At 66.4% G+C, this 12,547-nt stretch carries 12 protein-coding genes; 7 read left to right on the forward strand and 5 right to left on the reverse strand.

Annotated elements, in window-relative coordinates:
• Nucleotides 1-10 precede the first annotated feature (10 nt).
• The 4 genes from QRM60_RS13140 to QRM60_RS13155 all read left to right on the forward strand — a co-directional run bounded on the left by QRM60_RS13140 (nt 11) and on the right by QRM60_RS13155 (nt 3,217).
• Nucleotides 11-1,054 carry an ABC transporter substrate-binding protein gene (locus QRM60_RS13140; RefSeq protein ID WP_115555433.1) on the forward strand — a complete coding sequence of 348 codons (1,044 nt, stop codon included), beginning with the start codon at nt 11-13 and terminating at the stop codon, nt 1,052-1,054.
• Nucleotides 1,055-1,057: 3 nt separating this feature from the next.
• Nucleotides 1,058-1,897: an ABC transporter ATP-binding protein gene (locus QRM60_RS13145; protein WP_115555432.1), complete on the forward strand. Its 840-nt coding sequence runs from the start codon at nt 1,058-1,060 to the stop codon at nt 1,895-1,897.
• Complete coding sequence (locus QRM60_RS13150; RefSeq protein WP_115555431.1) at nt 1,894-2,775, forward strand: ABC transporter permease; 882 nt, start codon at nt 1,894-1,896, stop codon at nt 2,773-2,775. Before QRM60_RS13145 ends, QRM60_RS13150 begins: the two co-directional genes overlap by 4 nt.
• 88 nt (nt 2,776-2,863) lie before the next feature.
• Nucleotides 2,864-3,217 carry a DMT family protein gene (locus tag QRM60_RS13155; protein ID WP_011036007.1) on the forward strand — a complete coding sequence of 118 codons (354 nt, stop codon included), beginning with the start codon at nt 2,864-2,866 and terminating at the stop codon, nt 3,215-3,217.
• 329 nt (nt 3,218-3,546) lie between these two features.
• Here the strand turns inward: QRM60_RS13155 and QRM60_RS13160 are convergent, their stop codons facing one another.
• The 4 genes from QRM60_RS13160 to QRM60_RS13175 form a co-directional block, all read right to left on the reverse strand.
• Nucleotides 3,547-4,470 carry a DUF6607 family protein gene (locus QRM60_RS13160; RefSeq protein WP_285446353.1) on the reverse strand — a complete coding sequence of 308 codons (924 nt, stop codon included), beginning with the start codon at nt 4,468-4,470 and terminating at the stop codon, nt 3,547-3,549.
• Between the two features lie 28 nt (nt 4,471-4,498).
• Nucleotides 4,499-5,134, reverse strand: a complete 636-nt coding sequence (locus QRM60_RS13165; protein ID WP_285446354.1) for a Hemin transport protein — start codon at nt 5,132-5,134, stop codon at nt 4,499-4,501.
• A 5-nt stretch (nt 5,135-5,139) separates the two neighbouring features.
• The gene (locus tag QRM60_RS13170) at nt 5,140-7,371 is read right to left on the reverse strand and encodes a TonB-dependent hemoglobin/transferrin/lactoferrin family receptor (protein WP_285446355.1); all 2,232 of its coding nucleotides are present in this window, start codon (nt 7,369-7,371) and stop codon (nt 5,140-5,142) included.
• A gap of 145 nt (nt 7,372-7,516) precedes the next feature.
• Nucleotides 7,517-7,756 carry a hemin uptake protein HemP gene (locus tag QRM60_RS13175; protein WP_172666304.1) on the reverse strand — a complete coding sequence of 80 codons (240 nt, stop codon included), beginning with the start codon at nt 7,754-7,756 and terminating at the stop codon, nt 7,517-7,519.
• Here QRM60_RS13175 and QRM60_RS13180 point away from each other — a divergent pair.
• Nucleotides 7,703-8,044 carry a hypothetical protein gene (locus QRM60_RS13180; protein WP_285446409.1) on the forward strand — a complete coding sequence of 114 codons (342 nt, stop codon included), beginning with the start codon at nt 7,703-7,705 and terminating at the stop codon, nt 8,042-8,044. The two genes, QRM60_RS13175 and QRM60_RS13180, sit on opposite strands and share 54 nt — an antisense overlap.
• Before the next feature lie 191 nt (nt 8,045-8,235).
• Here QRM60_RS13180 and QRM60_RS13185 read toward each other — a convergent pair whose 3' ends face one another.
• Nucleotides 8,236-9,204 (reverse strand): aldo/keto reductase, encoded by a 969-nt coding sequence (locus QRM60_RS13185; protein WP_285446356.1) that lies wholly within the window; start codon nt 9,202-9,204, stop codon nt 8,236-8,238.
• A gap of 585 nt (nt 9,205-9,789) precedes the next feature.
• Between QRM60_RS13185 and QRM60_RS13190 the strand changes: the two genes are divergently transcribed.
• Together QRM60_RS13190 and QRM60_RS13195 are read left to right on the forward strand one after the other, a co-directional pair.
• Nucleotides 9,790-11,088 carry a nucleoside transporter gene (locus QRM60_RS13190; protein WP_011036001.1) on the forward strand — a complete coding sequence of 433 codons (1,299 nt, stop codon included), beginning with the start codon at nt 9,790-9,792 and terminating at the stop codon, nt 11,086-11,088.
• Between the two features lie 80 nt (nt 11,089-11,168).
• Entirely contained in the window at nt 11,169-12,125 is a 957-nt protein-coding gene (locus QRM60_RS13195; protein ID WP_011036000.1) for a ribokinase, read from the forward strand.
• Nucleotides 12,126-12,547 lie beyond the last annotated feature (422 nt).

The raw sequence follows: 12,547 nt of genomic DNA on the forward strand, positions 1-12,547 counted from the left end.
GGAGCGTCGCATGCGCTTGACCGTTGTTGGTGACGCCATCCCCCATCGCCGCAAGACGCCCCGCCTGGCCTGGCTGCTGCTGGCCGCGTTGCCGCTGCTGCACAGCGCGCACGCGCAGGCCGAAGGAAAGCTGCGCATCGCCAAGCAGTTCGGCATCGTGTATCTGCTGCTGGACGTGGCGCAGGACCAGAACCTTATCGAGCAGCAGGGCAAAGCCGCCGGCGTGGACATCGATGTGCAGTTCCTGCAGCTATCTGGCGGCGCCGCCGTGAACGATGCCTTGCTCACCGGGTCGATCGACATCGCCGGTGCCGGCGTCGGCCCGCTGTTCACCATCTGGGACCGCACCCGTGGCCGCCAGAACGTACGCGGCGTGGCGTCGCTGGGCAACTTTCCGTACTACCTGGTCAGCAACAATCCGCGCATCAAGAGCATCGGCGACTTCACGCCACAGGACCGCATCGCGGTGCCGGCCACCGGCGTGTCGGTGCAGTCGCGCTTCCTGCAGCATGCCTCGCAACAGCGCTGGGGCGACAAGGGCACCCATCAGCTCGATCCGCTGCAGGTGGCGTTGCCGCATCCGGATGCGGCGGCGGCCATTATTCGTGGGCGTACCGAGATCACCGCGCACTTCGCCAGCCCGCCGTTTCAGGAACAGGAACTGGCGCGCAACCCGGCCGCGCATATCGTGACCAGCTCCTACGACATCGAAGGCGGCCCATCGTCGGCCACGGTGCTGTACGCCACCGAAAAGTTCCGCCGCGACAACCCCAAGACCTATCGCGCTTTTGTGGCCGCGCTGGATCAGGCGGCGAAATTCGCCACCGCGCATCCGGAACAGGCCGCCGACATCTTCCTGCGCCGCAACGGCTCGGGCATCGACCGCGCGCTGGTGCTGCAGATCCTCAAGGACCCCAAGGTGCAATTCACCGTGGTGCCGCAAAACACGCTGAAACTGGGCACCTTCATGCAGCGCAGCGGTGCGATCAAGCAGGCGCCCGCCAAGGTGGGCGACTACTTCTTCGACGACCCGTTGATCGCGGGCGGGAGCTGAGTGATGACCACCGCCGCGCCACTGCTGCAGGTCGATAACGTCAGCCTGGAATACGCCTCCGCGCAGCGCGTGGTCCGTGCCACGCATCGGGTGCGTTTCGACGTGCACGCGGCGGATCGCTTCGTGCTGCTTGGTCCGTCGGGCTGCGGCAAGTCCACCTTGCTCAAGGCGGTGGCCGGCTTCGTGACGCCGCGCGAAGGCCAGATTCGGCTGGATGGCGCAGCGGTCACCGGACCGGGGCCGGACCGGGTGGTGGTGTTCCAGGAGTTCGACCAACTGGCTCCCTGGAAGACCGTGCGCGAGAACGTGGTGTTCGGCCTGCGCGCCACCCGCACGCTGTCGCGCGCTGAAGCACGTGAGCGCGCCGACGAGAGCCTGGCGCAGGTGGGACTGACCGGTTTTGCCGATGCCTACCCGCACACCTTGTCCGGCGGCATGAAGCAACGTGTGGCCATTGCACGTGCGCTGGCGATGCGCCCGCGCGTGCTGCTGATGGACGAACCGTTCGCCGCACTGGATGCGCTCACCCGTGCACGCATGCAGGAGCAGGTGCTGGAGTTGTGGGAACAACTGCGCTTCACGCTGCTGTTCGTCACCCATTCCATCGAGGAAGCATTGGTGGTGGGCAACCGCGTGCTGCTGTTGTCGCCGCATCCCGGCCAGGTGCGGGCCGAACTCAACGCGCATGCGTTCGGCCCGCAGAGCGCCGGCAGCGTCGCGTTCCAGCAGACCGCGCAGCGCATTCACCGGCTGTTGTTCGATCTTCCCGATGCCGCCCTGGACGATGCCAAGGTGTCGCCGCTGCGCAGGCCGGCCGTGCGTCAACGCGAGGCCTTGCCATGAGCACGCGCAGCACGGCGTTGCCGGCCACCCCGCCGGTGCGGCCGGAATACGAAATTGCGCTGCAGCCGCTGGATCCGGCGCTGCTGCAGGTGCATGCACAGGCGGGCTGGCAGGCGCCTGGCTGGTTGCGTAAGGCGCTGGTGCTGGCGGTGCTGGTGGCCGCCTGGTACGTGGCCGCGCGCGTGGTGGCCGACGATCTGATGCTGCCAAGCCCGTGGCAGACCGCGCAGGCGTTCTACACCGGCGTACTCTCGGGCGAATTGCTGCGCCGGGTCGGCACCTCGTTGCGGGTGCTGGCACAAGGCTACGTGGTGGGCGTGGTGCTGGCCTTCGTGCTGACCGCATTGGCCGCCTCCACGCGCTGGGGTCGCGATCTGCTGGGCACGCTGACGGCCATGTTCAATCCGCTGCCGGCGATCGCCTTATTGCCGCTGGCGCTGCTGTGGTTTGGCCTAGGCACCGGCAGCCTGGTGTTCGTGCTGGTGCATTCGGTGCTGTGGCCGCTGGCGCTGACCACCTACGCCGGGTTCCAGGCGGTGCCGGACACCCTGCGCATGGCTGGCCGCAACTACGGCCTGCGCGGCCCGCGCTACGTGGTGCAGTTGCTGATTCCTGCCGCCCTGCCGGCGATCCTGTCCGGGCTGAAGATCGGCTGGGCATTTGCCTGGCGCACCCTGATCGCCGCCGAGCTGGTGTTCGGTGCCACGTCCGGGCAAGGCGGGCTGGGCTGGTACATCTTCCAGAACCGCAACGAGCTGTACACCGACCGCGTGTTCGCCGGCCTGGCCATGGTGATCGCGTTGGGGCTGCTGGTGGAGGGCGTTGTGTTTCAGGCGATCGAACGACTGACCGTACGCCGCTGGGGCATGCAACGCTGAACACTGCTGTGGCCCAGGCCGGCATGGTCGCGTGCGCTTAACGAGGCTGGCTTATGCTGCCGGCCCCGTCCTGCCGCCGCCTGCCGTCATGCCTACCGCGCCCTTCACCGCCTACCTGTATCCGATCCTGCTGCTGCTCGCCAGCAACGTCTTCATGACCTTCGCGTGGTACGGGCATCTGAAGTACAAGAGCACGCCGCTGATGATCGCGATCCTGGTCAGCTGGGGCATCGCCTTCTTCGAATACTGCCTGCAGGTGCCGGGTAACCGCCTGGGCAGCGCAGTGTATTCCGCGCCGCAGCTCAAGGGCATGCAGGAAGTGATCACCCTGCTGGTGTTCGCCGGGTTCTCGACGTTCTACCTGGGCCAGTCGTTGAAGTGGAACCACTGGGCCGCGTTCGGGCTGATCCTGGTCGCAGCGTTCTTGATGTTCAAGGAATAAAGCCGTCTTGCGTGTAGGAGGGCGCTTGCGCGCGAGGACCGTTCCCGGGAATGCCCCTCGCGCGCAAGCGCGCTCCTACGACAGCTGCACGCCTGGCTGGCTGATGCACGCCTAGTTCGCTGGTTCCACCCCACTGTGTGAGAACCACATCGATGCAGTGGAATTACTGGGCCACGTTCGGGCTGATCCTGGTGACGGCGTTTTTGATGTTCAAGGAATAACCTGCCTTGCACGTAGGAGCGCGCTTGCGCGCGAGGGCCGTTCTCGGGAATGCCCCTCGCGCGCAAGCGCGCTCCTACGACAGCTGCATGCCGATTGGGGATGCACCACTAGTTCGCCTGTTCCACCCACTGTGTGAACACCGCATCGATCTGCGCATCGGTGACGCGCTTGCCGCCCTGCACCGTCTCGGCTTGTTCGAACATCGGCATGATCATCGCCATGCCGTCCGGCTTGGTTTTCAGGTGCAGACCCGGCGGCGTGTCGAGGAACTTCGCCCAGCGCGCACGCACCTTCGCCCAGTAGCCCTGCGTGCCCTTCCAGTACGCATAGGCCAGTGCGAAGTCCGCCTCGGTGGCCTTGCGGTAGTCGTTGAAACCGAACTCGCGGGCGATGGCTTCCTGGCTGCCGTCGGGCTTGCGCAGCACCTTGGTGTTGAACTGTTCGTGGGTCCAGCCGTTGGGCGTGAGCGTGTGCCGGTTGATGACCGACAACGCGTTGTAGTCGCTGCGTTTGGTGTATTCGCGGCGCGGCAACGGGCGCCAGCTCAGGTCGCTGGTCCAGGTGGGATGTCCCTCGGCATAGTCCCAACGACCGGTGCCGCAGTAGCGCGGGGCATCGCTGACTTCGAACACGCATTGCGTCCACGCTCCCTGTGTCACGGCCGCAGGCAGCGCGCGCACCTGCCAGGTCTGTTCGGCACTGAACTCGAAACGTTGCGGTGCTTCATAGGTCCAGTCCTGCCGCCAGTGCTTGGTCACATGCTTGGTTTTCTCGTCCACCAGCAGATGCTGCAGCACCACCTTGCGCGGCGAATCCTCCACCACGATGACCACTTCGTTGGCACCACTGCGCATCGCCGAGGCGCGTTCGTAGCCCGGCTTGAGCAGCACGGTTTCGTCGAAGGCAAAGTCCACGGCGTACTCGCCCTGCATCGCCAGGATGCTGGCACGGTCACGCTGGGCATCGGCGGCAGCCACCAGCGGCAACAGCGCCAAGGCCGCGGCAAGATAACGGGGAAACGCTCGGATCATCGGAAGGCTCGTCTGTAAAGGGTGAACGTTAGCGGCGCAGCCGCAACAAGGAGGCCGTCATGGCCTGCGGATCGCCGTTGCCCGGCGCATTGGCGCTGGCAGCATGGCGCAGGGCGGCGGCACGTGCGCAGCAGCAATCATCCACCGCCACGCGGCCGTCGATGCCTTCTTCGCGCGCCAGGCGTGCGGCCACTTCCGCGCCGAGCGCAGAGACACTGGCCAACGTTGCGCCGAGCGGGTGATCACGGCTACTACCGGCATGCAGCCGCAGCGCGCTCAGCCGCCAGCTGTCGCCACGCATCCGTCCAGCCAGGCGCCGCCACAGGCGCTCGCCCACGCCCAACCCCTGGCCGTCGATCGGCAACGCCGGCAACCGCGAGACCAGGCGATCCCAGGCCAGAAAATCGCTATCGGGCAGCAGGCACAGGCGCCAGCAGCTGCTGCCGCCGGCATCGAAGAACCAGATGCTTTCGCGCAGGCCATCGCTGTCGACCTGACGGAACGCTGCCGCCGACACCGCATGCTGCCAACCATCGCGTTCATCGCCGAGCGAAGGGCGATAGACGCACAGCACCGTGCCCAGGGCCATCAGCTGCCGTGGTTGCGGCAAGGCACGATGGGCAGTGCGCGCATGCGCGAGCGGCATTGGGTGGGCGATCGGCATGGCCGCTACCAGCTCACGGCGAGGCTGACCGAGGCGGTACGCCCGGCGCCGGTGAAGCGATCGAGCACCGTGCTGCTGTCCAGCGTGCCGTTGGGCAACGCGTTCCAGTCGACATAGCGCCGATCGGCGAGATTGAAGATACCGGCGGTGACCTTGGCACCCGGTGCGAATTCCCAGTGGCCCATCAGGTCCAGCGTGGCATAGCCGCCGGGCGTGTAATAGCTGGCCAGTTGCGGGCGGCGCTTGCGCGCCACGAACGTGCCGATCACTTCCGCACCCCAGCGCTCGCTGTCGAACGCCACGCCCAGCGTGCCGCGCAATGGGTCGACCGAATTGAGCGGCGTGTCGTCGGTAAGGTTGTCGCCTTGCGAATACGCCACCGCGCTATTGACCGACCAGCCCTGCCAGCCGGCCAGCGCGCCCAGGTCGACACCGGCACGCGCCTCGGCACCCTTGATCACCACATCGTCCACGTTGCGCGACTGGAACAGCAGCAAGCCTTCGGCGTTGACGCCGGCCGGTGCATAGGATTCGATGAAGTCGCGGTAATCGGTGTAATACACGCTGACCCCAAGGTAGCCGACGGTGTCATTGAAGCGCAGGCCGAGCTCGCCACCGCGGCTGGTTTCCGATTTCAGGTCCGGATTGGCGATGGCGGTGTAGCGCGCCTGCAGATTGGTGAAGCCGATATTGACGTCGTTGTACGGCGGCGCGCGGAATCCGTGCGCATAGTTGGCATAGGCCGACCACGCATCCGAAAACCGCCACACCGCACCGAACTTGGGCGACACCTGCTGCTCGTCGATGGTTTCGGCGGCCACGCCCGGATTGTCCTGGCGGAAGATGTCATCCACGCGCGGCGACAGCCGGAAATAATCCACGCGCACGCCGGGAATCAGCGACAACCGCCCGTCCAGTAGCCGCATTTCGTCCTGCGCGTACACGCCCAGCTTGGTGGTCTCGCTCATCGGGAAATCGCGCACCGGGAACAGGTCCTGCCCCACCAGCTTGCTCACCGCACCGTTGGCCAGGTTGAGCGAATATCCGTCGCGCTTCTCGCGGGTGTCGGTCCAGGAGCCTTCCAGCCCGTAGGTGATGTCGTGCCGCAGCGTGCCGGTGTCGATCGCCTTGTGCGCATTGACCAACAGGCCGTAAACGCGTTGGTCGAAGTGATGTTCGTTGTGCCGGCGCGTGGTGTTGCCGCGCAACTCGTCGGTGCGCTGCAGGCTTGCGCTGTCCTGGCGGTAGAGCTGCCAGAACAGGTCGTCGGCAAGCGCGGTATCCAGCGCATCCAGTTCGTGGCGCAGCGACACCCGCGCGCGGGTCTGATGGTCGCGGCCGTCCTGCGACAGAATGCGTTGCGATGCGCTGGGGCTGCGCGCATCGATACCGCTCAACGCCTCGATGCGGCCATAGTCTTCATTGCCCTCCACGGTGAGCTTGAAGCGCTGCTGCGCGTTGGGCGCATACACCAGCTTGCCCAGCACGCTGCGGCCATCGACCTGCTGCGGATTGGGTGCGGTGCGGGTGTAGTTGCGGGCGCGGTTATCGCCCTGGTTCTGCGCTTCCTGGCCCTGGCGATGGCTCACCGCGACCATGCCGCTCCAGCGCTCGCCACCGAACGCGCCGGTGGCGCCGGCGAACAGGCCGTTCCAGTCGCCTTCGTAGCCGAACTTCAATCCCACATAGCTGTGCTTGTCGGCGCTGAGGTAATCCGACGGATCCTTGGTCACGAAGGCCACCACACCGCCCAGTGCATCGGAGCCATACAGCGAACTGGCCGGGCCACGCACCACCTCGACCCGCTTGAGCGTTTCCAGGTCCACGAAATTGCGGTTGGCATTGAGATAGCTGCCGAAATTGAAGGTGTCCGACACCGGCACGTTGTCGACCAGGATCGCCACGCGGTTGCCATCCAGACCGCGGATGCGCACGCCGCTGGCACCGGTGAAGCGCCCGCTGGTGCTGGTGACCGACACGCCGGGCGTGTAACGGAACAGATCCTTGAGCTCGCGCACCAACTGGTTGTCCAGCTGCTCGCGGTCGATCACATCCACGGTGCCCGGCACCTCCACCAAGGCGCGCTGGGTGCGCGTGGCGGTGACCTGCAAACGATCGAAGTCATGCACGTCGCGCGCCGCGGCAGCGCCGGCATCGGCTTCGGCAGCAATGGCGCACAGGGGAACAACGGGCAGCGCCAGTGACAGCGCAACCACCAGCGGATGCAGGCGGATCATCGGTAACCTTTGGAAGAACCCTCGGCCACGCAGACGGCAATCGCCGCGACCGTTAGCCGAGGGTGGAGAGAGAACGCACGGACGGCGATGGCAACGCCCGTGGCAGGCAGCGGACGGCGCGCGCAGGCGCGGCCTTCGCCGGGACTTACTTGGTCAGGATCAGCTTGTCGTTGCTGGTATGGCGCAGGCGATAGATGCGGTCGCCATGCTGGATCAGCACTTCGCGACGGCCCTTGAGCAGCGCCTCGCTGCTGATGAGGTCTTCGGCGGGAACGGCACGCGGCGCAGCGCGGTCGCGCAGGTTGACCGGTTCGGAGCGGAGCAGCACGGGGTGAGCGGTCATGATCTGGATCTCCAGTCGGTTGGCCAGACAAATAATAACCATTCTCATTTATTGATCAAGAGCCATTCTCATTTGAATGGCTGGATCTTTGCATTGGGTCATGCTTTTCGATTGGAATTGTCAATCGAAACTCGGCATCTGGCGTGCATGTGCGCAGCGAAGCGCATCTCGTATGCCGCATCAGGCTTGCGGCAACGAGCCGCTGCGTGGCTGGCAGTGGCTCAGGCAAGACCCTATCGCCGGACCTGGTGTCCTGCGGTCATGGTCGCTCACTACGGCAACGATGGACTGCTTGCCATTAATGGCGCGCGCAGCGCTCGCACCAGCTGACCGACACCGCCGCTCAGCGCTGGATCTGCGGGCGGAATTGGGTACGCGCGCAGGCCGTGCGTGTGTCCAAACCGGCCTGGGCGGCACGATGCGCTCGACGCCAGCGGCCAGGCCGTTCCGGAAACAAACCACCCGCTTGGCCAGGACCCCAACACCGCCACCAAGCGCTGCGACGTCTCAGCCGTGCCGCTTCACCGCGTGGCTGCGTCCACCTGCGCCCAGCCGGCGGCATCCACCTGCTCCAGGGTCTGCAATGCGGCCAGGTTTTCTTCCAGCTGCGCGACCCGGCTGGCGCCGAGGATCACCGTGGACACATGCGGGTTGCGCAGGCACCAGGCGATCGCAAGCCGCGCCGGCGACTGCCCCAGCTCGGCCGCCACAGCGCTGAATGCACGCGCGCGCTCGAGCCGCCGGCTTTCCGGCGTGCCCAGCACTTCGTTCTGCAGCCAGGCGTTGCCGGGCTGGCCCAAGCGGCTGTCGGCATCCACGCCGGCGTTGTACTTGCCGGTCAGCAGGCCAGAGGCCAACGGCGACCAGATCGTGGTGCCCAGGCCGGCCTCGCACAGCGGCGCGTATTCCTGCTCCAGGCGGCTGCGGTGCAGCAGGTTGTACTGCGGCTGCTCCATCGCCGGCGCATGCAGGTGTTCGCGCGCGGCGATCTCCAGCGCAGTGCGCAGCTGCTCGGCGCCCCACTCGGAGGTGCCCCAGTACAGCACCTTGCCCTGGCGGATCAGCGCGTCCATGGCGCGTACGGTTTCCTGGATCGGGGTGTCCGGGTCGGGCCGGTGGCAGAAGTACAGGTCCAGGTAGTCCACCCGCAGCCGGCGCAGCGCGGCATGGCAGGCGTCGGTAACGTGCTTGCGCGACAACCCGCGCTGGGTGGGCCGCGGGTCGTCCACCGCACCGAAGAACACCTTGCTGGACACGCAGTAGCCATCGCGCGGCAGCCGCAGGTCGCCGATCACATCGCCCATGACCTCCTCGGCGCGCCCGCGTGCATAGACCTCGGCGTTGTCGAAGAAATTGACCCCGTTGTCCCACGCTGCGGCGATCAGGTTGCGCGCCTCGCTGCGGCCGATCTGCTTGCCGAAGGTGACCCAGGCACCGAACGACAAGGCCGACAATTGCAGCCCGGTGGATCCGAGACGACGGTAATGCATTGGTAGACTCCAGCAGCCTCCGGCGCACCGCGCCCCGGACCGGCGTGCGCAGTGTAGGAGATGGCGTTGGATTGGGGATTGGGGATTGGGGATTGGGGAATCGGGAATCGGGAATCGGGAATCGGGTGCAGCGTTGCAGCTTGGCGGCGAGCCAGACAGGCACGTGACGAGACAGCGCTGTCTGGAATGTGCGCGCGGCCTGGTGGCCGCAGGCGAACGCCGCCCGGATGTGGGTCCGGGTTGCACGCATGCGCGGCTGCCGGCATCCACCTCCACTTCTTCCAGGCGTCACCTCGGCGCTTCAAGGCATTTCGCTTGATTGCGCACATGCTCCGCTCACTCGAATACGCGGCGCTCCTGGAGGCCATCAGCGCGCCGCATTCCCCCCTTCACGCCACGCCCCAGCACCCGCAGCGTACCGGCCGATTTGCGCACGGCCGCCGGCACCATGGCACCGGGCGCGATCGCCCTGCCCGATGCGCCACGCTCTGCGGCCGGCGGCGGCGTCTGAACACCCCTCGCCTTGCCCACCGACACCCCCTGCTCTAGGCTTCTCGTTTTGCCGTCAGCAGCCCGGGGATTGGAATGGTCGAAGGTTTGGGGAGGATCGGGTTCGGCCTGTTCGGTCTGGTGGTGCTTATCGGCATTACCTGGCTGTTTTCGACCAACCGCCGTGCGATCGACTGGAAGCTGGTCGCCACCGGCCTGCTGTTGCAGATCTCGTTCGCTGCGCTGGTGCTGCTGGTGCCAGGCGGACGCGACGTGTTCGACTCGCTGGGCAAGGGGTTCGTGAAGGTGCTGAGCTTCGTCAATGAGGGGTCTACCTTCATTTTCGGCAACCTGATGAACATCGACAGCTACGGCTTCATCTTTGCGTTCCAGGTATTGCCCACCATCATCTTTTTCTCCGCGCTGATGGGCGTGCTCTACCACCTGGGCGTGATGCAGGTGATCGTGCGGGCGATGGCGTGGGCGATCACCAAGGTGATGCGCGTGTCCGGCGCCGAAACCACCAGCGTGTGCGCCAGCGTGTTCATCGGCCAGACCGAGGCGCCGCTGACGGTGCGCCCGTATATCCCGAAGATGACCCAGTCCGAGCTGCTGACCATGATGATCGGCGGCATGGCGCACATCGCCGGCGGCGTGTTGGCCGCGTACGTGGGCATGCTCGGTGGCAGCGACCCGGCGCAGCAGGCGTTCTATGCCAAGCATCTGCTGGCCGCCAGCATCATGGCCGCGCCGGCAACGCTGGTGGTGGCCAAGCTGCTGGTGCCGGAAACCGGCACGCCGCTGACCCGCGGCACGGTCAAGATGGAAGTGGAGAAGACCACCAGCAACGTCATCGACGCGGCCGCGGCCGGCGCCGGCGATGGCCTGCGCCTGGCGCTGAACATCGGCGCGATGCTGCTGGCCTTCATTGCGCTGATCGCGCTGATCAACGCACCGCTGACCTGGCTGGGCGAGATCACCGGCGCGGCCGCCGCGCTGGGCCGCCCGACCAACCTGTCGACCATCTTCGGCTACGTGCTCGCACCGGTGGCCTGGGTGATCGGCACGCCGTGGGCGGACGCGACAACGGTCGGTTCGCTGATCGGGCAGAAGGTGGTGATCAATGAGTTCGTCGCCTACACCGAGCTGTCGCAGATCGTGAAGGGCCAGGTGCCCGGCGTGCGTCTGAGCGAGGAAGGCCGGCTGATCGCCACCTATGCGCTGTGCGGCTTCGCCAACTTCAGCTCGATCGCGATCCAGATCGGCGGGATCGGCGGCCTGGCACCGGAACGCCGTCACGATCTGGCCAAGTTCGGCCTGCGCGCGGTGCTCGGCGGTTCGATCGCCACGTTCATGACCGCTACCATTGCCGGGGTGCTGTCGCACTTCGGGTGAGGCGGCGCCGGTTCATCGGCGTGCCGGTCTAATCACTGCACGCCACGTGTCATCTTAGTCATTCAAGCAAGCAGGTATTTATGAGTTCGGTCGTCGTTGTCGGGTCCTTCAATGTCGATCACGTGTGGCGCTGTGATGCCCTGCCCGCGCCGGGTGCCACCATCGCCGGTCGCTACAGCACCGGTCCCGGCGGCAAGGGGTTCAACCAGGCGGTTGCCGCCGCACGTGCCGGCGCCAAGACGCACTTCCTGTGCGCGCTGGGCGACGATGCCGGCGGTGCACTGGCGCGTTCGCTGGCCGCGCAGGACGGGTTTGCGCTGATCGCCGAGCCCAGCAATGAGCCCACCGGCACCGGCGGCATCTATGTCGACGCGCATGGCCGCAACACCATCGTGATCGGTGCCGGCGCCAATTCGGTGCTGAGCGCCGGGTTTGTCGACAACCAGCGCGCGCTGGTGACCTCGGCACGCGTGTTACTGGCGCAGCTGGAATCGCCGGCCGAAACGGTGGAATCGGCGCTGGCGCTGGCACGCGAATGCGGTGTGCTCACGGTGCTCAACGCCGCGCCGGCCAACGCGCCGACCTCGATCAGCCTGCTCAAGCTCTCCGACGTACTGACGCCGAACGAGACCGAGTTTGCCGCGCTGCTCGGCCGCCACGTTGGCGAGCGCATCAACGCCGACGATGTGGCGGCGCTGGACGGCAATACGCTGCATTCGCTGTGCCGCAAGCTGCTGCCAGGCGGCACCGTGGTGGTGACGCTGGGCGCGGTGGGCGCCTTCATTTCGCACGCCGAAGAACAGCTGCGCGGCGACACCCAGGCGCATTACCGCGTGGGCGCGGAAAGCGCGCAGACGGTGGATACCACCGGTGCGGGCGATGCCTTCAACGGCGCGCTGGTGGCTTCGCTGGCGCACTCGCCCAATGCAAGCTTCATCACCCACGTACGCTTTGCCACGCGCTACGCCGCACGCTCCACCGAAGTGGAAGGCGCGGCGACCTCGATGCCGCGCATGGTGCCCGAACCGGCGGTGTGAGCCGCACACTTTACGCGACGACGAAGGCGACCGCAGCGATGCGGTCGCCTTTTGCGTTCAGGGCGTTGGCCTGCATGTTAGAGACTGTTTTGATTGGCGAACGGCATGTTGAGACCTGTCTGCCGACGGATGCTGCGAACCGCGCTCCCAGCGGAACTTCGGTCTTCTTCCTCGGACAGTCGCTCGGGTAAGGAGGCGAGGCATGATGCAGCGTCGGGCGCCCGTACCCTCATCCGGCGCTGACGCGCCACCTTCTCCCGAGGGAGAAGGATGGAGAAGCCCCTCTCCCCGCGGGGCGACAAGGCGCTGCTTACGCGCCAGTGGTGCGTGTGCCTTGGAGCGCCCGCGCCGCAAGCCCGGGCAGGGGCGCGAAGCGGGGGTTGGGGTGAGGGTACGACGGAAGACAGTCAACTCCACAGCAC

The sequence above is a fragment of the Xanthomonas sp. fls2-241-TYG-148 genome (assembly GCF_030208815.1).
GTDB classification, from domain to species: Bacteria; Pseudomonadota; Gammaproteobacteria; order Xanthomonadales; family Xanthomonadaceae; genus Xanthomonas; species Xanthomonas campestris.